This window comes from uncultured Pluralibacter sp. (genome assembly GCF_913775985.1).
Classification (GTDB): domain Bacteria; phylum Pseudomonadota; class Gammaproteobacteria; order Enterobacterales; family Enterobacteriaceae; genus Pluralibacter.
In genome coordinates, this window is the sequence record NZ_CAJYMB010000001.1 from 13,138 (window position 1) to 34,425 (window position 21,288).

A 21,288-nucleotide genomic window follows, 5' to 3' on the forward strand; every position below is an offset into this window, starting at 1 on the left:
TTAAAAAAGTACAGCTGCCAAAGGCCGTTGGCCGGGTTGAGGCCGGCGATCTTAAATTCATGCATGACCTGCACGGTGCTCTGCTGGTTCAACGAACTCCCGCGACGACGCTTGTGCTGTGGTTTATCGCCATTGTTTTGATCGTTGCGATCGGTTGGGCACACTTTGCGGTGGTTGAGGAGATCACCCAGGGCGAGGGCAAAGTGATCCCCGCCTCCCGCGAACAGGTTATTCAAAGCCTGGAGGGCGGGATACTCGAAGAGCTGTGTGTCAAAGAAGGGGATCGCGTTGAGAAGGGGCAGGTACTTCTCAGAATAGATCCGAAACGCTCCAATGCCAGCTATCAGGAAGCCCTCTCCCGGGTTCGGGGCCTTGAAGGAACGGTTGCCCGCCTGCGCTCTGAGGCTTACGGCACGCCGCTTGTATTTCCGGATACGATTAAGGGCATCGACTCAATCATCCACGACGAAACCCAGGCCTGGAAGTCCCGGCAAAAAACGCTTAATGAATCTGTTGACTCTCTTAAGCGCAGCCTGGACCTTGCCGAGGCTGAAGTCAGACTCTCCGAGCCTCTGGCTCGCCAGGGGCTGATTTCGGATGTGGAAATTCTGCGCCTCAAGCGTCAGGCCAATGAGTTTCGCCTGCAGATAGCGGAACGAACCAACCGCTTTCAGGCGGATGCCAACAGCGAGCTAACGAAATCTGAAAGCGAGCTTGCTCAGGCCCAGCAGATCCTTGCCGGGCGTGAAGATGTCATGAACCGCACCACAATCGTTGCGCCGCTTCGCGGCACCGTGAATAACATTAAAGTGACCACCCGCGGCGGCGTTATTCAGCAGGGGGCCGAGATCATGACGCTCATTCCGCTGGAGGATCGTCTGCTGGTAGAAGCCAAAATTAAACCCGCCGATGTCGCCTTCCTCCATCCCGGCATGCCTGCAACGGTCAAAATCACGGCTTACGACTACGCCATTTACGGTGGTCTACACGGCAAGGTTGAGCATATTAGTTCGGACACCATTTACGACGAAGAAAAAGGGCGAACCGGACGCGGCGAGGCTTATTTTTATCGCGTCTATATCCGTACCGACAGCGCGACGCTACACGTTAAAAATAAATCATTTCCTATTATTCCGGGCATGGTTGCAACGGTAGAAATCCGCACCGGCGAAAAAACTATTTTGTCCTATTTGCTTAAGCCTGTATTGAAGGCGCGTGAGGCGTTCAGGGAGCGTTAATCTAATGGATAAGTCATTCGTATTTCAGGCTATTACTCTGTCATTACTGCTGGCAATTGCGCAGAACAGCCGCGCTGAAGAAGATGCCCTGCTTTTTGACTGGCTGCTGGCCGCCGATGCATCCGGCGCGGCAACGGTTCATTCTCTGGCGGCGATTAATGACAATAATCATCAATATTCACCGCCTGCTTCTGTACAACCTGCTGCCGCGCAAAATAAACAGTCTGCTGCCGTAGTACCAAGCCAGCGTTCTGACATTCAGCCTGAACAAAAGCAGGTTCTCGCTCCGCCGCCGGTTCGCGAGGCTACCCCAGCCGCTGCGGAATACGCCACCATTGCAACGATAGAAAACAAGCCGGTTCAGCAGGATAAAAGCGTTCAGGATTCTATAAACGACGGGGGCGAGAGTTACTTCATTCGGCAGGAGAACGCAGGAAATTCGGCATCTGCTGAAGAGGATGTTGGGATATCGGCAAACGCACGCGGCAAAGATAACGTGCAGCCTGCAGTCTCGTCCGCGACCCGTGTGCCGCTGGGGCGCGACGATGCCCGCCAGTCCGCGACATATTACGATGATAAAGCGACAAACAGCCTTTCTATCCACCATTGGTTTCAGAAAATGGTGGGATACGCTCTTGAACATAGTCCTGAAGTTCGTGAAGCCCAGTCAAATCGTGAGGCGGCCGACTGGGGCGTTGAGCAGGTAAAAGGTCAGCGCTATCCGCAAGTGCTTATCGGCAGCAATGCCCCCTTTGGATCCTTCGGCAGCGGGAAAGCCACGCGTAATAACAACTCCATCAGCGATACCAATGCGTCTGTCTCAGTGACCACCACGATTTTCGACTGGGGCAAAACCCGGGCCCAGCTCGACAGCGCCATTGAAGGGTTAAGTGCCTCTGAACTCACCATCCGCGAAACGCGCGAGGGCATTGCCTCCACGACGATGACTGAGCTGCTCAATTTGAGTCGCTACAGAGAGAGTATTGAAGTTGCGAAAGCCTACGTAAAGCGCATGAACGAGCTGACCACGATGCTCTCGGGCATCGCGTCAGTTGATAAGGGCCGCGCCAGCGAAAGAGTTCAGGCCCAGGCTCGCCTGCTGGCAGCAAAAGCAGAGCAGGAGCGGCTGGAACATATGTACGACAACACCCGCATCAAGCTGGTGCGCCTGATGGGAATAGAGCCGACGCTTATGGCAAATATGCGCTGGGATGGCGGCCTTGTTTCCCAGGCCAGCGCGCTGGAGGCCGTTGCTGTGCATCCCTCACTGCTGCGGGCAAAAGCAGAGATTCGTGCGGCGGAGGCTCAGGCCGAAGCTATCCAGGCCGATCGTCTCCCAAAAGTTAACTGGGTAGTACAGAAAAGCACGGCCAAAGATACTTATGGTGATGAGGATGCGTGGTATACGGGCCTCAATTTACAGTGGAACGCCTTTGACGGTGGATCCACAAAGGCCGCGCGGCAGGCCGCACTGGCTAAAATGCGCTCGGCGCAGGAGAAGCAGCAAACGTCCCGCTACGAGCTGGAGTATCAGATCCGCAACATGGTTGAGACCCGAGATTCCTCCCTGCAACGGGCCAACAGCTACATGAAGCTGAGTGCAGAAACGGACCGGGTAAGGGACATGTTTTTCCGCCAGTGGTACAACCTGGGCACCCGAACGCTTCTGGATGTCCTGACGGCTGAGAGCGATCATTTCAATAACCAGCTATCGGCAATCAATAATTATTATGACGGATACATCAGCAACGTCTCCGTTATGTATCAATCCGGAACCTTAATGCGCTGGCTGGCGGGGAGCGCGATCAACGCTAAGAAAATGTAGCAATTCTTTAATGCATAGAAAAGCGCGGCTGTTTACCGTATTCGCCGCGCCAGTTTTCGCTTAACGCTGTGCTGAAAATTAGTATCGGATTAGCCAGCGTTGAGCGGTTTATAGATGTAAGTTCGTTTTTTATTACTGCTACCCAGAATTTCACTGCGGTAGCGATTAAATGTTTTGCATGGAGGAAATAAAGAATGGCTAACCAGGCCTGATATTTTATGTGTGGCATCATCAGGTAATGCAAAGGAAAACATCGAAGCATTAATGCCAGAAAATTCTGATCTGTCTGAAATAACACAGGCTCTCCAGGTAGTATGCGGGCGAACTCACCATTTGACTAAAGTCAGTCAGGGGTAAACGCCACCGCAGGGGCGTAAAGAGCCTGAAGCGCAATACGAATAACGAGTTATACCCTCAACACTTCGCGTTGCTTACAGGCGGCAAGTGAGCGAGTGCCGGGCGCGATCTTCGGTTTGTCACCGGGGTGAACGGCAAATCTACCTGGAGCCGATTTGAACGTCGCAGCGCACCGGCCCATTAGGGCGAGTTCACGGATGAGCCGGGTAATACAGCCAACACGCGAGTAGCTTGAGGCACGACGGGTATATTCGATAAAGGTCAAACGGAGGGAAACCGTGCTTTTATTCATTATGGCTATTATTCTTTTTTGTGTATCGATCTGGAGCTTCTTTTCTTATATTCGGGACTTTAGAGAAAAGAGGAATCTATTCATTGTAAAAATAAGATCCAGTCGAAGGCAGCACCCGACGCATTCATAGTATTCAACTGCTACAGAAATAGCTGTAGCGAAATATTCTCAGATATTTCTTGCGAATGTGCTCTCGCCCTCTAAAGCAGCTATGGTCATTACAGATAGCGACTTTAGGGGGCTTTATTCTTTCCAGCGTATTCAAATGCAATACCACATCTGCGGATTCAGGCCTTATGTGTGGACGCAGCACGGGCCACCATTCGAATGCCCACAGGCAGCCGCTTATTGTCCTTTTTGGATCATCATCCAGACGCGACGTTTACCAAACATGTGCATAACGCCTTTACCGATACCGGGCTCGATCGCTGGTTGCGCAGCCGGGATATTAATCATCTGATTATTTGCGGAATTCGTACCGAGCAGTGCTGTGAAACGACCGCGCGAGTGGCTTCCGATCTCGGCTATCAGGTGACGTTTGTCGCTGAAGCAACCCTGACCTTCCCGATGACCCACAAAGGGATTACTCTGGATGTCGAAACCCTGCGCCACCGCACTGAAACCGTACTGGCAGGGCGCTTCGCGGCGATTAAAACCGTTTCGCAGATGCTTGAGGATCTATGACTGTCGATGTCTGGTTCGTTATCTTACCCGGACTGATGGCTCTCGATATGAGCGGTCCGGCAGAGACTTTTACCCTTGCAGGTGACGTCTTCCGGGTGCACCACATTGGCCCCGATCCGCAAGTGCCGACGTCGATTGCCTTACGGTAGGCGGCATTGAACCGCTGCCTTCCCGATTGCCGGCGGGCAGCCGGCTGGCCCTGGCCGAGCAGCGGCTGCTGAACGGCGGTGGAATGGAAGAGGCCGCGCTGTCGGCAGGCTTCAGCTCTGCCCGCCAACTGCACCGGGCCAGAAATCGCGCGCTAGCTTATCAACCTGCGCCGGTCGATTAGCCGGACGGCCATTGACAGCAGCAGGCTCGCCGCAAGTGTGGCGCAGAATATCCATACCATATCCGCCAGCGGCCAGCGCTTAAGATCCAGCCCGCTGCTGCGCAGGGCGTGAATAATCAGCGCGTGAAATCCGTAGATGCCAAGCGAGTATTGTGAGATCAGTCCCAGCCCCGGCAGTTCGCGTGCGTTCAGGGTGTTTTTCACCAGCGCCAGCAGCGAAACTGCGCAAATGAAAACCGCTGGTCCGGCGTACAAATACCATGTATCGGCAAAATTGCCGCGCCACCGCAGCTCGTGCAGCGTCCCGCGGGAGATAACCCACACCGCAGCGGGAAACAGCGCCGCGCAAAGCAATGTCACGCCTCTGTTGGCAGTATTCATCATGCCGATAGCCCGCCCCAGCAGGCCATAGAGCACATAATAAAAAGTGTCACCGTCGATATAGAGATTCACCGGCAGCCACGCGACGCCGCCCATTTTTAGCGGGACGGTGTTGGGATTTGCCACTATTCCCAGCACGACCATTAGCCCCAGCAGCATTCGGCCGCTGACGCTTTTCACCTGCACCAGCGGCGAGAGCAGATAAATGACGAAAATCGCAAAGAAGAACCACAGGTGGTAAAACACCGGCTTGTGCAGCAGGTTCTTCAACACGCCTGCCGGGCCAATTGAGGTAAAAAGCGCGATATAGCCCAGCGCTACTGCGCTGTAAAAGAGCAGGCACAGCGCAAGGCGCAGAAAATGGCGCGGTCGGGCGCTACGCTCGCCGAAGAACAGGAAGCCGGAGATCATAAAAAACAGCGGCACGCTCACCCGGGAGGCGGAGTTCAGCAGGTTAGCGATGCTCCAGTCCGTCATGCTGATGCTGTGGGGGTTAGTCACATACCAGGTCGTAGTGTGGATCATCACCACCATCAAACAGGCAATTCCCCGCAGGTTGGTTATCCAGTGAATCTTTCCCGGCATCGCTTCCTCGATAGTAAGAAAAAAAGTCTGACCCTAAATCCCCGCGACTATTCTTAGGGATAAGTCCGATTTTGGCGGGATTAAATTGTTATAATGCGTGCCGTTTCGCAAAATAGTGCCCATATCTATGCAGTAACCGTTCCATGAACAGGTCCGTTCCCGATGATGTCAAAGTTATTATTACCTGCGCTGGTAATCACCTTGCTTGCCGGTTGCAGTTCCCCCGAAGGCACCTCCCGCCGCGGCGCTGAGCGGGCTAAAGTCGATCCGGCGCAGTCTCTCAATATGGAGCAGTTGTGCAAAGGTCAGGCCGCGCGGCGTTACAACACCGGGTCGCAGAAGATAGACGTAACGCGCTTCGAACAGTTTCAGGGAAGCTACGAACTGCAGGGGGCCACGGCGCGAAAAGAGAGCTTTGTGTGCTCATTTGATGCCGAAGGGCAGTTTTTACATCTGTCGATGCGCTAACCGCAGCCGGAACGTGCGTGCAGACGCGCATTTCCCCAATTTTCCTGAAACAATTTCCTTTCATACTGTATATCCTGCACTCAGCGGGTATACTGGTCGCTTCCTATAAATCCACACGTATCCAGCACGAAATAATATGCAAAAGTTTGATACCAGGACCTTCCAGGGCCTGATCCTGACCTTACAGGATTACTGGGCTCGTCAGGGCTGCACCATCGTTCAACCACTGGACATGGAAGTCGGCGCCGGCACCTCTCATCCAATGACCAGCCTGCGCGCGCTCGGCCCGGAGCCGATGGCGACCGCTTACGTACAGCCATCCCGCCGTCCGACCGACGGCCGCTACGGTGAAAACCCGAACCGTCTCCAGCACTACTATCAGTTCCAGGTTGTGATTAAACCGTCGCCGGAAAACATGCAGGAGCTGTATCTCGGCTCCCTGAAAGAGCTGGGCCTGGATCCGACCATTCACGATATCCGCTTCGTTGAAGATAACTGGGAAAACCCGACGCTGGGCGCCTGGGGTCTCGGCTGGGAAGTGTGGCTGAACGGGATGGAAGTAACCCAGTTCACCTATTTCCAGCAGGTTGGCGGCCTCGAATGCAAGCCGGTCACAGGGGAAATCACTTACGGCCTGGAGCGCCTTGCCATGTATATCCAGGGCGTGGACAGCGTCTACGATCTGGTCTGGAGCGACGGCCCGCTGGGTAAAACCACCTACGGCGACGTGTTCCATCAGAACGAAGTGGAGCAATCCACCTACAACTTTGAATATGCCGACGTGGACTTCCTCTTTACCTGCTTCGAGCACTATGAGAAAGAAGCCCAGCAGCTGCTGGCGCTGGAAACCCCGCTGCCGCTGCCTGCCTACGAGCGTATCCTCAAGGCCGCCCACAGCTTCAACCTGCTGGATGCGCGTAAAGCCATCTCCGTCACCGAGCGCCAGCGCTATATTCTGCGCATTCGCACGCTGACCAAAGCAGTGGCGGAAGCCTACTACGCTTCCCGCGAAGCCCTCGGCTTCCCGATGTGCAACAAGATCAAATAAGAGGCGGCCATGTCTGAGAAAACTTTCCTGGTGGAGATCGGCACCGAAGAGCTGCCACCAAAAGCCCTGCGCAGCCTGGCGGAATCCTTTGCCGCCAACTTTACTGCGGAACTTGATAACGCGGGCCTGTCCCACGGCAATGTTGAGTGGTTTGCCGCTCCGCGCCGCCTGGCGCTGAAAGTGGCTAGTCTTGCTGAATCCCAGCCGGATCGCGAAGTTGAAAAACGCGGCCCTGCGGTTTCCGCGGCCTTTGACGCCAGCGGTCAGCCGACCAAAGCGGCGGAAGGCTGGGCGCGCGGCTGCGGCATTACTGTCGATCAGGCCGAGCGGATGGTCACTGATAAAGGCGAATGGCTGCTCTATCGCGCCAACGTGAAAGGCGAAAGCGCGCAGGCGCTGCTGCCTAACATGGTGTCACACGCGCTGTCGAAGCTGCCTATTCCGAAACTGATGCGCTGGGGCGCGTCAGACGTTCAGTTCGTGCGCCCGGTACACACCGTGACGCTGCTGCTGGGCGAGACCGTCATTCCGGCAACGATCCTCGGCATTCAGTCCGACCGCGTGATCCGCGGCCACCGCTTTATGGGCGAGCCCGAATTCACCATCGACAGCGCCGATCAGTATCCGCAGATCCTGCTGGAGCGCGGCAAAGTCGTTGCCGATTACGAAGCGCGTAAAGCGATGATCAAGGCCGGTGCTGAAGAAGCCGCCAGCAAGATTGGCGGCCGGGCTGATCTGATCGAAAGCCTGCTGGAAGAAGTGACCTCGCTGGTGGAGTGGCCGGTAGTGCTGACGGCGAAATTCGAAGAGAAGTTCCTCGCCGTGCCGTCTGAAGCTCTGGTTTACACCATGAAAGGCGACCAGAAATACTTCCCGGTGTACTCCTCAGAAGGCAAGCTGCTGCCAAACTTCATCTTTGTCGCCAATATCGAGTCGAAAGATCCGCAGCAGATTATTGCCGGTAACGAAAAAGTGGTGCGTCCGCGCCTGGCCGATGCCGAGTTCTTCTTCAATACCGACCGTAAAAAGCGCCTGGAAGACTTCCTTCCGCGCCTGGATACGGTTCTGTTCCAGCAGCAGCTGGGCACGCTGCGCGACAAGACCGATCGTATCGAAGCGCTGGCGGGCTGGATTGCCGGCCAGATTGGTGCCGACGTTAATCACGCCACCCGCGCGGGCCTGCTCTCCAAGTGCGACCTGATGACCAATATGGTCTTCGAATTTACCGACACTCAGGGCGTCATGGGCATGCACTACGCGCGCCACGACGGTGAGGCAGAAGATGTCGCCGTCGCGCTGAACGAACAGTATCAGCCGCGCTTTGCCGGCGATGCGCTGCCGTCGAGCCTGGTCTCCTGCGCAGTGGCGATTGCTGACAAGATGGATACCCTTGCCGGTATCTTCGGCATTGGCCAGCATCCGAAAGGCGATAAAGACCCATTCGCACTGCGCCGCGCCGCGCTGGGCGTGCTGCGTATTATCGTTGAGAAGAACCTGAATCTCGATCTGCAAACGCTGACGGAAGAAGCCGTCCGCCTGTACGGCGAGAAGCTGACTAACGCCCGCGTGGTGGATGACGTTATCGACTTTATGCTTGGCCGCTTCCGCGCCTGGTATCAGGACGAAGGTTACGCCGTGGATACCATTCAGGCGGTGCTGGCGCGTCGCCCAACGCGTCCGGCAGATTTCGATGCCCGCATGAAGGCGGTATCGCACTTCCGTACTCTGGATGAAGCCGCGGCGCTGGCTGCGGCCAACAAGCGTGTGTCGAACATCCTGGCGAAGTCCAGCGAGACGCTGAACGACGCTATTCGCGCCTCGGTACTGAAAGAAGATGCGGAAATCCGCCTGGCGACCCAGCTGGTGGTGCTGAACGATAGCCTTAAATCGGTGTTTGCCGAGGGACGCTATCAGGAAGCGCTGAGCGAGCTGGCCGCCCTGCGCGAGCCGGTGGATCAGTTCTTCGAAAGCGTGATGGTTAATGTGGAAGACAGCGAAGTACGCATTAACCGCCTGACGCTGCTCAACCAGCTGCGCGAGCTGTTCCTGCAGGTTGCTGATATTTCTCTGCTGCAGTAATTCTCTCCAGCGCAAAACGGCCTCTTTCGGGAGGCCGTTTTCATTTCTTTCTGTCAATCAACATGCGGGTTACGCGATTCGCTTTATCTCAGCCGAACTGGCATGAATCAGCTTCATCAGCTGCAGATCGCCGGCCGACGGCTTTTCACGTCGGGACTGCCACTCGCGAACCATTGATGTGCTAACGCCCATCGCCCAGGCGAACTCGTCTGCCTGCAGGCCTGAGTCGTGAAGCAGCCGCTCGAATTCGGTAAATGCGGTCGGTTTTTGTATCAGGGTAACGGCCTGTAAATCGTTTTTAAAAACAATCTGCTCAAGGCTGGCGAGCAATTCCTGCATCGGATCCTTATAGTTCATTGGAAACTCCTCTTTAACCTGCTGCGAGATCGTGCAGCAAGGTCCTTAAGCATAGACAGTAAAAAGCGGTAGGGGATTTTGCAGCGCGGATTTCAGGCCAGTTGCAGGCAATAACGGCGATGGAAAAGAAGTAAGCAGTAACTAACCTGCTGATATTGATAGCCCCTCAGTTGGAGGCCGCCTTTTGTAAATCGTCAGTAAATATTCGGTTAAGGGCAAGCGCGGGCCTGCGCTTGCCCTTTTGAATCAGGCTTTCTGTACGCTGCCGGCGGTGGATGCTGCCAGCTGCTGCCTGCGGGCCGCCGCTGATTTCACCAGCAGCGCGCCGGCAGAGAGCAGCGCCGGGATTGCCAGCAGGGTGAAAATGGTCTGGAAGGCGAGCTCGGCCTGCATCAGGAAGACGCCGCTAAATGCTCCCAAAATACCGCCGAAGCGGCCAATACCCAGCATCCAGGCCACGCCGGTGGCGCGGCCCTGAGTTGGATAGAAACCTGCCGCTAGCGCGGGCATCGACGACTGGGCGCCGTTCATAATGCTGCCGGCGATAAAGACCATCACGCCCATCAGCAGCAGGCTGTGGGTGGAGAAGCCCACCAGACACACGAAAATACCGGTCAGCAGCCAGCCGGCGGCGACGACCTTGTCGGCATTAAATTTGTCCATCAGCGCACCCAGCACCAGCACGCCGATGCCGCCGCCCAGCGGGAAGAGAGCAGTAATGATTGATGCCTGGCTCAGGGTCGCGCCGGTTTCGCGGATCAGCAGCGGCAGCCAGCTGGTCAGCAAATAGAAAATGAGTAGCCCCATAAAATAGGTGAAGCACAGCATTACCGTCCCGAGCGCGTAGCGGGGTGAAAAGATAACGCCGATAGCCGACTTGTGCTCGGCGGCGCCGGCTTCGTGCAGGACAAAACGCGTGCCGGGCTCCACCGGGGCGATGCGGCGCAGGATCTGCGCAATCTGCTGCTGCGGACGGTTTTTAGCCACCATATAGCGCACGGATTCCGGCAGCAGGAATATCAGTACAATGGCCAGCAGCAGCGGCATCACGCCGCCGAGGATCAGCACGCTCTGCCAGCCGTAATGGGGGATCGCCCACGCGGAGATAAAACCGCCGAGCGACGAGCCCATCGGAAAACCGACAAACATCAGGTTAACCATCAGCGCCCGGCGCCGTTCGGGAGCGTATTCGCTCATCAAGGTTGCGGCATTGGGCATTGCCGCACCGAGCCCGAGGCCGGTAAGAAAGCGCAGCAGCGCCAGCTGGTTAAGGCTGGTGGCCGCGGCGGTCAGCAGGCTAAAACCGCCAAAAACCACAATCGACAGGATCAGCACCTTTTTACGGCCCACGCGGTCCGCCAGCGGGCCGGCGACCAGCGCACCCACCGCCAGCCCAACCAGCGCCGCGCTCATCACCGGCCCAAGGTCGGATTTCTGCACGCCCCATTCCTGCACCAGATCGGAGGCAATAAAGCCGATGATAGCGGTGTCAAAACCGTCCATTGCGACCGTAATAAAGCACAGGGCGAGGATCATCCACTGGTAGCGCGTGAAGGGGCGATCGTTGATGAATGCCTGAATGTCAGCTGTTTTGTGTGTCATATCGCGATCTCCGGGGAGTAAAAATGTGCGATTACCGAACGAATCACCGTTAATCGTCCATTAAAGCTAACCTCCCGTCGTCCTGTCGCCAATCAGCCCGCCGCCGGAAGCGTGCGATAATCGTTCCTGCCGCGAGTCTGGCGGCCGTATCTCAATATAAAAAAGCGAATTATCAGGGAATTAACGCTCAAACTGCCTCCGGCGCGACAGGTTGGAACTGTGATGAAAGTAACAAATCATTAACAATGCGCTACTGGCCAGCGGCGGTGATTTTTTGTGGGGGCGAGGCCCTGAAAGGCTATCCTGCGCGCCTCAGCTGGACTATCCTTGTCAGCGTCCGGCACGCGTGTGCCGTTTTGCGCTTTTATGGCTGAAGGAGTTTGAAAATGGCGACAGGAAAGTCCTGGTCTCGCTGGTTTGCGCCTGTTGCGGCGCTGTTAATGGTGGTTAGCCTGAGCGGCTGTTTTGATAAAGAAGGCGATCAGCGCAAGGCGTTTGTCGACTTTTTGCAGAATACCGTGATGCGTAGCGGCGAGCGTCTGCCGACGCTGACCAGCGATCAGAAAAAACAGTTCGGACCGCTGGTCTCTGATTATGCGGTGCTGTACGGCTATTCACAGCAGGTCAATCAGGCAATGGATGCCGGCCTGCGCCCGGTGGTGGACAGCGTGAACGCGATCCGCGTTCCTCAGGATTATCTGACCCAGCGTGAACCGCTGCGCCAGGCTAACGGCGCGCTCGGCGTGCTGAGCCAGCAGCTGGATAATGCGAAGATGCAGGCGGACGCGGCCCACGCGGCGCTGAAGCAAAACGACGAGCTGAAGCCGGTATTTGATAAAGCCTACGACAAAGTGGTAACGCAGCCAGCCAGCGCGCTGCAGCCGCTGATCCCGGCCGCGCAGGTCTTTACCCAGCAGCTGGTTCAGGTGGGGGATTTCATTGCGCAGCAGAATACGCAGGTGAGCTTCTCGGCGAACGGCATTCAGTTCCCGACCTCGCAGCAGGCCAGCCAGTACAATGCGCTGATTGGGCCTCTTGCGGCGCAGCATCAGGCGTTTAATCAGGCCTGGAGCGCTGCGGTTAACGCAACGCGTTAAAACTTAAAAGCCGGGCGGCAACAGCTGTTGCCTGTCCCGGCTGATACATGCCCGACATTCGCTCAGGCTGTTATCCCTGCTTTACCTGCGGATTCACGCAGTTCTTCTCTACGTTCCCTTCCAGCGCATCCCGCAAATTATCCACTGCTGTGGCCGCCATGTTGTAACGCGTTTCATGGGTAGCGGAACCGATATGCGGCAGCGCCACCACGTTCGGCAACGTCAGCAGCGGCGACGACTGCGGCAGCGGCTCCTGCTCGAACACGTCCAGCCCGGCGGCGTGGATCTCGCCATCTTTCAGTGCAGCAATCAGCGCAGCTTCGTCTACTACCGGACCGCGCCCGGCATTAATGAAGATGGCGGAGGATTTCATCTTTTTGAACTGCGCCGTGCCGAACATGTGGCGGGTTTCGTCCGTCAGCGGCAGGATCAGGCAGACGAAATCAGACTCCTGCAGCAGCGTATCGAGGTCGCAGTAGCGGGCGTTGAAACGCGCTTCGGCCTCTTTGTGATGATGACGAGCGTTATACAGCACCGGCATACCGAAGCCGGCGTGGGCGCGCTGGGCCAGCGCCATGCCGATGCGGCCCATGCCGACGATACCGATGGTTTTATGATGCACGTCAATGCCAAACCAGTCCGGGCCGATGCTTTTTTTCCACTCGCCGGCCTTCACGCGATCGGCAACTTCCACCACCCGGCGCGCGGTGCTCAGCACCAGCGCCATCAGCGTGTCGGCGACGGTCTCGGTCAGCACCGTCGGGGTGTGCATCAGCAGAATGTGGCGGGCGTTGAGGGCATCAACGTCGAAGTTGTCATAGCCCACGGACACCGTAGAAGTGACACGCAGCGCCGGCATTTTTTCCAGCAGCGCGGCATCGACTTTGCCGCCCGCGCCGAGCAGGCCCACCGCCTGCTTAAAGGCGTCAGCGTGCTGGGCGACGGTTTCGGGACTCAGGTTAGGGACCCGCGTCACTGAGAAATGGGCGTCGAGACGCTGCTCAAGATCGTCGGGTAATTTTTTATACAGAATGACGGACGGCTTCATCTTTTTCCTCCGTAAATTAAACTCAGGCGTGGCGCGCCCCGGCAGGTACCTGCTGGGCTTTCGCTGGTTTGACTATCAGAGTTAGCCATACCGAAACGAAAAGCGCTACTCCCATAAAAATGTATGACGCGGACGGGCTGCCGGTAGCGCCGTTGAGATAGCCGACAAACCACGAGCCGAAGAACGAGCCCAGGGCGCCCATGCTGTTGATCAGCGCCATTGCGCCGCCGGCCACGTTGCGGGGCAGCATTTCCGGAATGATGGCGAAAAACGGACCGTACGGCGCGTACATTGCCGCGCCGGCCACTACCAGCAGGGTATAAGAGATCCAGAAATGATCTGCGCCGACCGCCCAGGAGCCAATAAATGCCAGCCCGCCAATCAGCAGCAGCGGCCAGACGAACAGCTTGCGGTTGTGCATTTTGTCTGACGCCCACGACACCACAATCATCGCGATAGTGGCCGCCAGATAGGGAACGGACGACAGCCAGCCAACTTCGACCATGCCGAAATGTTCGCTGCTGCCGCGAATAATAGACGGCAGCCACAGGACGAAACCGTAAACGCCGATACTCCACGCGAAATACTGGATGCAGAGCAGGATAACGTTGCGAGAGCGGAAGGCTTCGCCGTAGTTGCGTACGGCTTTAATGCCCTGCTGCTCGCGCTCGAGCTGCTGCTGCAGCGCCGACTTTTCGCTCTCCGACAGCCAGTTCGCCTGGGCCGGTTTGTCTTTGGCGATGAACCACCAGCAGAAGGCCCAGATAACCGCCGGGATACCTTCGAAGATAAACATTTCACGCCAGCCGAATGCCTGAATCAGGTAGCCGGACACCACCGACATCCATAGCACCGTCACCGGGTTGCCGAGGATCAAAAAGGTGTTAGCGCGGGAGCGCTCCGACTGGGTAAACCAGTTGCTGATATAGATAAGCATCGCCGGCATCACCGCGGCTTCAACCACCCCGAGAATAAAGCGGATAGCGGCCAGCATCGGAATATTGTTCACTATGCCGGTCAGTGATGCGCAGCCGCCCCACAGAATCAGGCAGACAAAAATCAGTTTTTTAACGCTGCGCCGCTCGGCATAAATCGCGCCGGGGATTTGAAAAAAGAAGTAGCCCAGGAAGAACAGGGCGCCCAGCAGGGAGGAGATCCCTTTGGTAATGCCGAGATCGTCATTAATCCCGGCCGCGGAAGCGAAGCTGAAGTTCGCGCGATCGAGGTATGCCAGGCTATAGGTGATAAACACCACCGGCATAATGTACCACCAGCGTTTTAATGCATTGGTTGAACGGTTCATAAGCAGACCTCTGCTATTGAGGGTGATGCCACCGCGCAAGTAGGTACAGGGTGGCGCGTTTTATCTTTCGTTATCTTTATTATTTTTCAGGTGCCGGGCACGCGCCGGCACCGTGGATCTTTCCACAGAGGCGGGGCGCGGATTATTCCGTTTCGCCCAATCCTTCCCGGGTCGGAAGCCCTTCGCTGTCTCCCTGAACCTGAATCGCCAGAGCGCCAATTTTGTTGCCGCGCGCGACCGCCTGCGGCAGCGTTTTTCCTTCCAGCAGCGCGCTGATAACGCCCACCGCAAAGCCGTCTCCGGCGCCGACGGTATCCACGACGTTATCCACTTTCTCGGCGGCAACGGCGCCTTGCTGGCCATCGGCGGTGCGGAACCAGGCACCGTCGGTGCCGGTTTTGATGACCACGGCCTTCACGCCGCGGCGCAGGTAGAAATCGGCGATCCCTTCCGGCGTTTTTTCGCCGGTCAGAATCACGCCCTCTTTCAGGCCCGGCAGCACCCAGTCGGCCTGAAACGCCAGCCGGTTAAGCTTGTCGATCATCTCCGCCTCGCTTTTCCACAGCGACGGGCGCAGGTTCGGGTCAAATGAGATCGTTTTACTGGCGGCTTTCATTGCGGTAGCCGCGTGTTCCAGCAGCTCATAAGAGGTTTCGGACAGCGCGGCGGCTACGCCGCTCAGGTGCAGATGGCGGGCCACGGAAAAGCATCCGGCGCGGAAGTCCTCTTTGCTGAGGTGGCTGGCGGCGGAACCTTTGCGGAAGTACTCCACGATGGGATCGGTTCCATTTTCAACTTTCGACTTTAGCTGAAAGCCCGTCGGATAGCGCCCGTCAATGGTGACGCCCGAGGCATCAATGTGCTCTTTTTTCAGCGAGTCGAGCACGAAGCGCCCGAAGCTGTCATCGCCGACTCGGCTTACCCATGCGACCTTCATGCCCAGGCGCGCCAGGCCGGTTGCAACATTAAGCTCGGCGCCGGCAACCCGTTTAAAAAAGTGTTCGACGCCGCTGAGCTCGCCGGGCTCCCGGGCCACAAACATCGCCATCGCTTCGCCAATGGTGATGACATCCAGTGCCTGCGTCATGATTTAGTCCTCGCGTAACAGGTTAACGTAGTGGCGGGTCACGGCAGTCAGGTCGCGGCCTTCCAGCGGAAATTCAATCCCGCGCGGAACATCGCCGGGTAGTTGATTGAGCAGCGCGGCCCAGCGGGGATCGCTGTCCGGCGGCACGGCGCGCCAGCGGTTGTGTCCGGGCTGGGCACCTTTGACGTGCACATAGCCCACGGCGGGAGCCAGCATGCGGGCCGCCTCTTCCGGAGACTCGTCCACCCACAGCCAGTTGCCCATATCGAAGGTCAGCGCTACCGGCAGGTTGAGTACCTTCACGGCGGCCTTGAAACGCTGAAGGGGCGCCAGCTTGCCGCCGGCGGTTTGATCATTCTCAATGGTCAGCGCCACCGGGCTGTTGGCGAGGATAGACTGCAGCGGCGCCAGCGCGGCTTTGTGGGTGAAATGTCCAAGGGAGAGTTTTAGCCAACGCGCGTTGAGCATATGGCCTTCCTGCAGCAGGGCAGGCAGGCGGGGGTTGAGTTTTCCATCGGGATCAAACAGCGCTTCCGGGGCCGAGTAATAGGCCTGCAGGCGATGCTCCGCAATTTGCTCACCCAGCGCCGGCAGGGCGTCGAGCGCCTGCGCGTCCAGCAGCTCCCGGCGGATCTCTACACCATCTGCGCCAGCGGTGGCAATTACGGGCAGCAGCGCCTGCTGTCCTCCCAGTGCGGCTACGCGGTCATTTCCGTAGGCGGCAGTGACAACAATAATCTTTCTGGCCATCAGACGGCTCCACAGCGATTTAACAATGATTTTACCATTACGCTAAATGGAACCGGTTCCAAAGAAAAGTGTTATAAGACTAATTTATGATCGCCATCACAGGAGAGTTAACGGCTGGTGGATCCTCTGACGATAAGCTCTCCGGAAAAGAGCTGCTCGCGGATCGGGTCGCGGCTGCCGTTGATGCGTCGCACTACCTGCTCCACCGCCGCATAGCCAATCTGCCAGGTGGGCTGCTTAAGGGTGGTGATGCCAACGCCCGCCAGCTCCGCCCACTCCAGCTCGTCAAAGCCGAGCAGGCCGATATCGCTGCCCCAGTTGAGGCCAATATGTTTCAGGGAACGCGCGACCTGCAGGGTCAGGGCGCCGTTAGCGCAGATCACCGCCTTGCGCATCCCCCGGTGGGCGGCGTGATACTGCTGCAGCACGCTGTCGAGCAAAACCCCGTCGTTGAGCGGCACTTCGCGGTTTTCGGCACTGATGCCGGCGTAGCGGGAGAGAGTGGCGCGAAAGGCGCCGAGGCGCTCCCGGCGGGTGTTAACGGTGCCGAGCGGCTCGCTGAGAAACAGCAGGGATTCGAATCCCTGCTTAATCAGGTGTTCGGTGGCGGTAGTAGCGGCCTGAGTATTGTCCAGTCCGACCACATCGCAGGCAAACTCCGGGATTTTACGATCGATAAGCACCATCGGCAGCGCCGACTGCTGGAGCCGGTTGAGTCCCTCTTCGCGCATCCCCACGGCGTTGACCACGATCCCTTCCACCTGATAGCTGCGCAGCAGGTCGAGATAGTGCAGCTCCTGATCCACTTCGTTATTGGTGTTGCAGACCAGCGGCGTAAAGCCCTGTTCGCGGCAGGCAGCCTCGATGCCGCTCAGCACGTGAACTGAATAGGGGTTGGTAATATCGGCAATAATCAGGCCGATAAGGCGGGTGCGGCCGCGCTTGAGGCCGCGGGCCATCAGGCTGGGGCGGTAGTCGAGTTCGGCGATGGCCTGCTCAATGCGCGCAAGCAGCGCGTCGGACAACAGGTGTTTTTCGCCATTGAGATAGCGGGAAACGCTGGTCTTGCCGGTTTTTGCCGCTTTCGCAACGTCGCTGATGGTCGCCCGCGCTTTATTCACAATAAGAGCTCTCTTTGCCTGAATGAGAGAACACCTTAACGTGAAAATTCGCCCTGGCAAGCAGAATGGTAGTAAAGCCTGCGCCGCGACGCTGTCGGGCCTGCCCCGGCGTATCGACGCGCATTTTTTTCTTTGCCGCGCGCGCCGCGGCGGGTAATGATGGCCGCTATCTGCTGATAAACATCATCGCGCGGCGGTTTATAAACCAGCTGTGGCAACACCTGCATAAGTCATTCCGGAGAGTACCTTGGCTGATTCATCCACAAGAAAAACTATCTTAACCGCGGCTCACTGGGGGCCGATGCTGGTCGAAACCGACGGCGAGCGGGTGTTCTCCTCGCGCAGCGCGCTTGCCGGCAGCGCCGACAACTCGCTACAAAGCGTGGTCGGTGAACAGGTCCACAGCAAAACCCGGGTGCGCTGGCCGATGGTGCGCAAAAGCTTTCTCGCCTCGCCGGAAAGCCCGCAGGGGGCGCGCGGCGAAGATGAATTTGTACGGGTAAGCTGGGAGCAGGCGCTGGATCTGATCGACAGGCAGCACCGTCGCATCCGCACGCGCTACGGCGCGGGCTCTATTTTTGCCGGGTCTTACGGCTGGCGCTCGAACGGCGTGCTGCACAAGGCTGCCACGCTGCTGCAGCGCTACATGAGCCTCGCGGGCGGCTATGTTGGCCATCTGGGCGACTACTCCACCGGCGCGGCGCAGGCAATCATGCCTTACGTGGTGGGCGGTAATGAAGTCTATCAGCAGCAGACCAGCTGGCCGCTCATTATGGAGCATACCGATGTGGTGGTGCTGTGGAGCGCCAATCCGCTTAACACGCTGAAAATTGCCTGGAACGCCTCGGACGAGCAGGGGATTGCGTGGTTTGAGCGGCTGCGCAACAGCGGCAAGCGGCTGATCTGCATCGATCCGATGCGATCTGAGACGGCAGACTTCTTCGGCGATGCCGGCGAGTGGATCGCGCCGCGGATGGGCACCGATGTAGCGCTGATGCTCGGCATCGCCCACACGCTGGTGGAAAACGGCTGGCAGGACAGCGAGTTTCTGCGCCGCTGCACTACCGGCTACGACATCTTCGCCCGCTATCTGCTCGGCAAGGACGGCGGCATTGCCAAAACCGCAGAGTGGGCTGCCGGGATTTGCGGCATTGAAGCGGTAAAAATTCGCGAGCTGGCTGCCTTGTTTCATGAAAATACCACCATGCTGATGGCCGGATGGGGAATGCAGCGCCAGCAGTTTGGCGAGCAGAAACACTGGATGATAGTGACTCTGGCGGCAATGCTCGGCCAGATCGGCACGCCGGGCGGCGGCTTCGGGCTCTCCTACCATTTCGCCAACGGTGGCAATCCGACCCGGCGCGCGGCAGTGCCGGGATCGATGCAGGGATCGGTGGCGGGCGGTACCGATGCGGTTGATAAAATCCCGGTGGCGCGCATTGTCGAGGCGCTGGAGCGCCCCGGCGCGCCGTACCAGCACAACGGCATGGACCGCCACTTCCCGCATATCCGCTTTATCTGGTGGGCGGGCGGGGCAAACTTTACCCACCATCAGGACACCAACCGCCTGATCCGCGCCTGGCAAAATCCCGATCTGGAGCTGGTGGTGATTTCAGAGTGCTTCTGGACCGCCGCCGCCCGGCACGCAGATATCGTGCTGCCTGCCACCACCTCTTTTGAGCGCAATGATTTAACCATGACTGGCGATTACAGCAACCAGCATCTGGTGCCGATGAAGCGCGTAGTGGCACCGCAGCACGAAGCGCGGGACGACTTTACGGTTTTTGCCGACCTCAGCGAGCGCTGGGAGAGCGGCGGCCGCGAGCGATTTACGGAAGGACGCAGCGAGATGCAGTGGCTGGAAAGCTTCTATGAGATTGCCGCCCGGCGTGGCGTCGATCAGCAGGTAACGCTGCCGCCGTTTGCGCGCTTCTGGGCAGCCAACGAGTTAATTGAGATGCCGGAGAGCGACGAGAACGGACAATTCGTTCGCTTTGCCGCCTTTCGCCACGATCCGCAGGCTAATCCGCTAAAAACCGACAGCGGCAAAATCGAGATTTACTCCGCGCGCATCGCCGGATTTCACTATCCGGACTGCCCGGGACACCCGACCTGGCTGGCGCCCGACGAGTGGCGCGGCAGCGCCCGCCCTGAACAGCTGGAGCTGCTGTCGGCGCATCCGGCCCACCGGCTGCACAGCCAGCTTAACTACACCTCGCTGCGCGAACGGTACGAAGTCGCGGGCCGCGAGCCGCTGACCCTGCATCCGGACGACGCGCGCGAGCGCGGCATCGCCGATGGTGATGTGGTTCGGGTGTGGAACGCGCGGGGCCAGGTGCTGGCGGGCGCGGTAGTCTCTGATGGCATTCGCCCGGGAGTTATCTGCCTGCACGAGGGGGCGTGGCCGGATCTGGACAGGCAGTCGGGCGGCCTGTGCAAAAACGGCGCGGTGAACGTGCTGACCAAAGATCTGCCCAGCTCGGCGCTGGGGAACGGCTGCGCGGGAAATACCGCGCTGGTGTGGCTGGAGAAATACGCCGGTACGGCGCCGGCGGTTACGGCGTTTGATCCGCCTGCCAGCGCATAAGCCAGGTTGGCAGGCGGGTATCGTCCTGCCAGGCGCAGTCTTCAATCTGAAAACCCCGGCTGCGGTAGAAGTGTACCGCCCGGGTATTTTGCTGATAGACCTCGAGGGTCAGATCCGGATAGAGGCTGCAGACGTGGGAGAGCAGTGCCCGACCAATGCCGCAGCGCATGGCGTTTGGCGCAACGAACAGCGCGCCGACCACGCAGGGCTCCAGCACGCTGACAAATCCCAGAATGGCGTTACCGTCTTGCCAAACCCAGGTGCGCGAGGCCGGCAGATAAATGTCGCGCACCATGATTTCGTTTTCCCGCCAGTAGCTTTCGTCGATAAACGGATGTCCGTCGCGGGTGCTGTTCCGCCATACAGCCAGCAGCGGTTCGAGGTCGCTACTTTGCCACGGACGGATCATCGTCCTCTCCCGGCGCGCAGAAGCAGGTAATAACGTGGTCGTTGACCAGGCCGCAGGCCTGCATGAAGGCGTAGCAGGTAGTGGATCCGACAAATTTAAACCCGCGTTTTTTCAGCGCTTTTGACATCGCATCTGAGGTAGCGGTTTTTGCCGGAATATCCGACAGCGCCGCCGGACGATTTTGCTGCGGGTGATTGTCGACGAATGACCAGATAAAATCGCTGAATCCTTCGCCCTGCGCTTCCATCGCCAGCAGCGCGCGGGCGTTGTGAATAATGGACTCGATTTTGCCGCGGTGGCGGATAATGGCCGCATCCTGCACCAGGCGATCCACGTCGCGCTCATCCATTTCGGCTACTTTCAGCGGGTCGAAGTTGTAAAATGCACGGCGATAGCCTTCGCGCTTTTTCAGCACGGTTATCCACGACAGGCCCGCCTGCTGGCCCTCGAGACAGATCATCTCGAACAGCTTTTGCCGCTCGCGCTGGGGCATGCCCCACTCGTCGTCGTGGTAGGTAATGTAGAGCGGATCCGCGGTAACCCAGCCGCATCGTTCCATAGTCGATATTCCTCTTTTTAATTCGCTGAGATGCTTGACGAAAAGTGTAAACTGGCAATAGTTGTTGTATACACAGTGAT

At 57.9% G+C, this 21,288-nt stretch carries 20 protein-coding genes and 2 pseudogenes; 10 read left to right on the top strand and 12 right to left on the bottom strand.

Annotated elements, in window-relative coordinates; genetic code table 11:
* Nucleotides 1-59: 59 nt before the first annotated feature.
* Together QZ766_RS00025 and QZ766_RS00030 are read left to right on the top strand one after the other, a co-directional pair.
* Nucleotides 60-1,238: an HlyD family type I secretion periplasmic adaptor subunit gene (locus QZ766_RS00025; protein WP_297196034.1), complete on the top strand. Its 1,179-nt coding sequence runs from the start codon at nucleotides 60-62 to the stop codon at nucleotides 1,236-1,238.
* Nucleotides 1,239-1,242: 4 nt separating this feature from the next.
* The gene (locus QZ766_RS00030) at nucleotides 1,243-3,063 is read left to right on the top strand and encodes a TolC family protein (RefSeq protein ID WP_297195990.1); all 1,821 of its coding nucleotides are present in this window, start codon (nucleotides 1,243-1,245) and stop codon (nucleotides 3,061-3,063) included.
* A gap of 7 nt (nucleotides 3,064-3,070) precedes the next feature.
* On the opposite strand, the gene QZ766_RS00035 is transcribed toward QZ766_RS00030, so the two are convergent.
* Nucleotides 3,071-3,361 carry a hypothetical protein gene (locus QZ766_RS00035; protein ID WP_297195992.1) on the bottom strand — a complete coding sequence of 97 codons (291 nt, stop codon included), beginning with the start codon at nucleotides 3,359-3,361 and terminating at the stop codon, nucleotides 3,071-3,073.
* A gap of 337 nt (nucleotides 3,362-3,698) precedes the next feature.
* Here QZ766_RS00035 and QZ766_RS00040 point away from each other — a divergent pair, with 337 nt between their 5' ends.
* The 3 genes and pseudogenes from QZ766_RS00040 to QZ766_RS00050 form a co-directional block, all read left to right on the top strand.
* On the top strand, nucleotides 3,699-3,842 hold the full coding sequence (locus QZ766_RS00040; RefSeq protein ID WP_297195994.1) for a small membrane protein: 144 nt from the start codon (nucleotides 3,699-3,701) through the stop codon (nucleotides 3,840-3,842).
* 197 nt (nucleotides 3,843-4,039) lie between these two features.
* Nucleotides 4,040-4,396: pseudogene (locus tag QZ766_RS00045) on the top strand (isochorismatase family protein); the annotation flags it as partial.
* A pseudogene (locus QZ766_RS00050) lies at nucleotides 4,393-4,598 on the top strand (GlxA family transcriptional regulator); the annotation flags it as partial. The pseudogenes QZ766_RS00045 and QZ766_RS00050, both read left to right, overlap by 4 nt.
* 99 nt (nucleotides 4,599-4,697) lie before the next feature.
* Here the strand turns inward: QZ766_RS00050 and QZ766_RS00055 are convergent.
* Complete coding sequence (locus QZ766_RS00055) at nucleotides 4,698-5,693, bottom strand: acyltransferase (protein ID WP_297195996.1); 996 nt, start codon at nucleotides 5,691-5,693, stop codon at nucleotides 4,698-4,700.
* Nucleotides 5,694-5,855: 162 nt separating this feature from the next.
* On the opposite strand from QZ766_RS00055, the gene QZ766_RS00060 reads away from it, so the two are divergent.
* The 3 genes from QZ766_RS00060 (at nucleotide 5,856) to glyS (ending at nucleotide 9,288) form a co-directional block, all read left to right on the top strand.
* Nucleotides 5,856-6,161 (top strand): YsaB family lipoprotein, encoded by a 306-nt coding sequence (locus QZ766_RS00060; RefSeq protein WP_297195997.1) that lies wholly within the window; start codon nucleotides 5,856-5,858, stop codon nucleotides 6,159-6,161.
* Nucleotides 6,162-6,297: 136 nt separating this feature from the next.
* Nucleotides 6,298-7,209 (top strand): glycine--tRNA ligase subunit alpha, encoded by a 912-nt coding sequence (gene glyQ / locus QZ766_RS00065; protein WP_297195999.1) that lies wholly within the window; start codon nucleotides 6,298-6,300, stop codon nucleotides 7,207-7,209.
* 9 nt (nucleotides 7,210-7,218) lie between these two features.
* A complete protein-coding gene (glyS, locus tag QZ766_RS00070; RefSeq protein ID WP_297196000.1) occupies nucleotides 7,219-9,288 on the top strand; it encodes a glycine--tRNA ligase subunit beta in 2,070 nt (689 codons plus the stop codon).
* Between the two features lie 69 nt (nucleotides 9,289-9,357).
* Here glyS and QZ766_RS00075 read toward each other — a convergent pair whose 3' ends face one another.
* Both QZ766_RS00075 and QZ766_RS00080 read right to left on the bottom strand, forming a co-directional pair.
* Nucleotides 9,358-9,645: an HTH-type transcriptional regulator gene (locus QZ766_RS00075; protein WP_297196002.1), complete on the bottom strand. Its 288-nt coding sequence runs from the start codon at nucleotides 9,643-9,645 to the stop codon at nucleotides 9,358-9,360.
* Between the two features lie 246 nt (nucleotides 9,646-9,891).
* Nucleotides 9,892-11,247 (bottom strand): MFS transporter, encoded by a 1,356-nt coding sequence (locus QZ766_RS00080; RefSeq protein WP_297196004.1) that lies wholly within the window; start codon nucleotides 11,245-11,247, stop codon nucleotides 9,892-9,894.
* A 386-nt stretch (nucleotides 11,248-11,633) separates the two neighbouring features.
* On the opposite strand from QZ766_RS00080, the gene QZ766_RS00085 reads away from it, so the two are divergent.
* Nucleotides 11,634-12,344 carry a DUF3053 domain-containing protein gene (locus tag QZ766_RS00085; protein WP_297196006.1) on the top strand — a complete coding sequence of 237 codons (711 nt, stop codon included), beginning with the start codon at nucleotides 11,634-11,636 and terminating at the stop codon, nucleotides 12,342-12,344.
* A 70-nt stretch (nucleotides 12,345-12,414) separates the two neighbouring features.
* Here the strand turns inward: QZ766_RS00085 and ghrB are convergent, their stop codons facing one another.
* From ghrB to QZ766_RS00115, 6 genes are all read right to left on the bottom strand, one after another.
* Nucleotides 12,415-13,392, bottom strand: a complete 978-nt coding sequence (gene ghrB / locus QZ766_RS00090; RefSeq protein ID WP_297196008.1) for a glyoxylate/hydroxypyruvate reductase GhrB — start codon at nucleotides 13,390-13,392, stop codon at nucleotides 12,415-12,417.
* Nucleotides 13,393-13,414: 22 nt separating this feature from the next.
* A complete protein-coding gene (locus QZ766_RS00095) occupies nucleotides 13,415-14,695 on the bottom strand; it encodes an MFS transporter (RefSeq protein ID WP_297196010.1) in 1,281 nt (426 codons plus the stop codon).
* Nucleotides 14,696-14,837: 142 nt separating this feature from the next.
* A complete protein-coding gene (locus tag QZ766_RS00100; RefSeq protein ID WP_297196012.1) occupies nucleotides 14,838-15,782 on the bottom strand; it encodes a sugar kinase in 945 nt (314 codons plus the stop codon).
* 3 nt (nucleotides 15,783-15,785) lie between these two features.
* On the bottom strand, nucleotides 15,786-16,532 hold the full coding sequence (locus QZ766_RS00105; protein ID WP_297196014.1) for a sugar phosphate isomerase/epimerase: 747 nt from the start codon (nucleotides 16,530-16,532) through the stop codon (nucleotides 15,786-15,788).
* Nucleotides 16,533-16,639: 107 nt separating this feature from the next.
* Complete coding sequence (locus QZ766_RS00110; protein ID WP_297196037.1) at nucleotides 16,640-17,656, bottom strand: LacI family DNA-binding transcriptional regulator; 1,017 nt, start codon at nucleotides 17,654-17,656, stop codon at nucleotides 16,640-16,642.
* 32 nt (nucleotides 17,657-17,688) lie between these two features.
* Nucleotides 17,689-17,880 carry a hypothetical protein gene (locus tag QZ766_RS00115; protein ID WP_297196015.1) on the bottom strand — a complete coding sequence of 64 codons (192 nt, stop codon included), beginning with the start codon at nucleotides 17,878-17,880 and terminating at the stop codon, nucleotides 17,689-17,691.
* Nucleotides 17,881-17,900: 20 nt separating this feature from the next.
* Here QZ766_RS00115 and QZ766_RS00120 point away from each other — a divergent pair, with 20 nt between their 5' ends.
* Nucleotides 17,901-20,240, top strand: a complete 2,340-nt coding sequence (locus QZ766_RS00120; protein WP_297196017.1) for a molybdopterin guanine dinucleotide-containing S/N-oxide reductase — start codon at nucleotides 17,901-17,903, stop codon at nucleotides 20,238-20,240.
* Here QZ766_RS00120 and QZ766_RS00125 read toward each other — a convergent pair.
* Nucleotides 20,209-20,649: an N-acetyltransferase gene (locus QZ766_RS00125; RefSeq protein ID WP_297196019.1), complete on the bottom strand. Its 441-nt coding sequence runs from the start codon at nucleotides 20,647-20,649 to the stop codon at nucleotides 20,209-20,211. The genes QZ766_RS00120 and QZ766_RS00125 overlap by 32 nt on opposite strands.
* Complete coding sequence (locus QZ766_RS00130; RefSeq protein WP_297196021.1) at nucleotides 20,627-21,208, bottom strand: DNA-3-methyladenine glycosylase I; 582 nt, start codon at nucleotides 21,206-21,208, stop codon at nucleotides 20,627-20,629. Before QZ766_RS00130 ends, QZ766_RS00125 begins: the two co-directional genes overlap by 23 nt.
* Nucleotides 21,209-21,288 lie beyond the last annotated feature (80 nt).

Excerpts from the sequence above, each read along its gene's own strand:
- QZ766_RS00100 (WP_297196012.1), bottom strand. The coding sequence starts at position 15,782 with ATGACGCAGGCACTGGATGTCATCACCATTGGCGAAGCGATGGCGATG.
- QZ766_RS00030 (WP_297195990.1), top strand. The coding sequence starts at position 1,243 with ATGGATAAGTCATTCGTATTTCAGGCTATTACTCTGTCATTACTGCTG.
- QZ766_RS00105 (WP_297196014.1), bottom strand. The coding sequence starts at position 16,532 with ATGGCCAGAAAGATTATTGTTGTCACTGCCGCCTACGGAAATGACCGC.
- glyQ (WP_297195999.1), top strand. The coding sequence starts at position 6,298 with ATGCAAAAGTTTGATACCAGGACCTTCCAGGGCCTGATCCTGACCTTA.
- QZ766_RS00125 (WP_297196019.1), bottom strand. The coding sequence starts at position 20,649 with ATGATCCGTCCGTGGCAAAGTAGCGACCTCGAACCGCTGCTGGCTGTA.
- QZ766_RS00075 (WP_297196002.1), bottom strand. The coding sequence starts at position 9,645 with ATGAACTATAAGGATCCGATGCAGGAATTGCTCGCCAGCCTTGAGCAG.
- QZ766_RS00130 (WP_297196021.1), bottom strand. The coding sequence starts at position 21,208 with ATGGAACGATGCGGCTGGGTTACCGCGGATCCGCTCTACATTACCTAC.
- QZ766_RS00085 (WP_297196006.1), top strand. The coding sequence starts at position 11,634 with ATGGCGACAGGAAAGTCCTGGTCTCGCTGGTTTGCGCCTGTTGCGGCG.
- glyS (WP_297196000.1), top strand. The coding sequence starts at position 7,219 with ATGTCTGAGAAAACTTTCCTGGTGGAGATCGGCACCGAAGAGCTGCCA.
- QZ766_RS00095 (WP_297196010.1), bottom strand. The coding sequence starts at position 14,695 with ATGAACCGTTCAACCAATGCATTAAAACGCTGGTGGTACATTATGCCG.
- QZ766_RS00060 (WP_297195997.1), top strand. The coding sequence starts at position 5,856 with ATGATGTCAAAGTTATTATTACCTGCGCTGGTAATCACCTTGCTTGCC.
- QZ766_RS00055 (WP_297195996.1), bottom strand. The coding sequence starts at position 5,693 with ATGCCGGGAAAGATTCACTGGATAACCAACCTGCGGGGAATTGCCTGT.
- QZ766_RS00115 (WP_297196015.1), bottom strand. The coding sequence starts at position 17,880 with ATGCAGGTGTTGCCACAGCTGGTTTATAAACCGCCGCGCGATGATGTT.
- ghrB (WP_297196008.1), bottom strand. The coding sequence starts at position 13,392 with ATGAAGCCGTCCGTCATTCTGTATAAAAAATTACCCGACGATCTTGAG.
- QZ766_RS00025 (WP_297196034.1), top strand. The coding sequence starts at position 60 with ATGCATGACCTGCACGGTGCTCTGCTGGTTCAACGAACTCCCGCGACG.
- QZ766_RS00080 (WP_297196004.1), bottom strand. The coding sequence starts at position 11,247 with ATGACACACAAAACAGCTGACATTCAGGCATTCATCAACGATCGCCCC.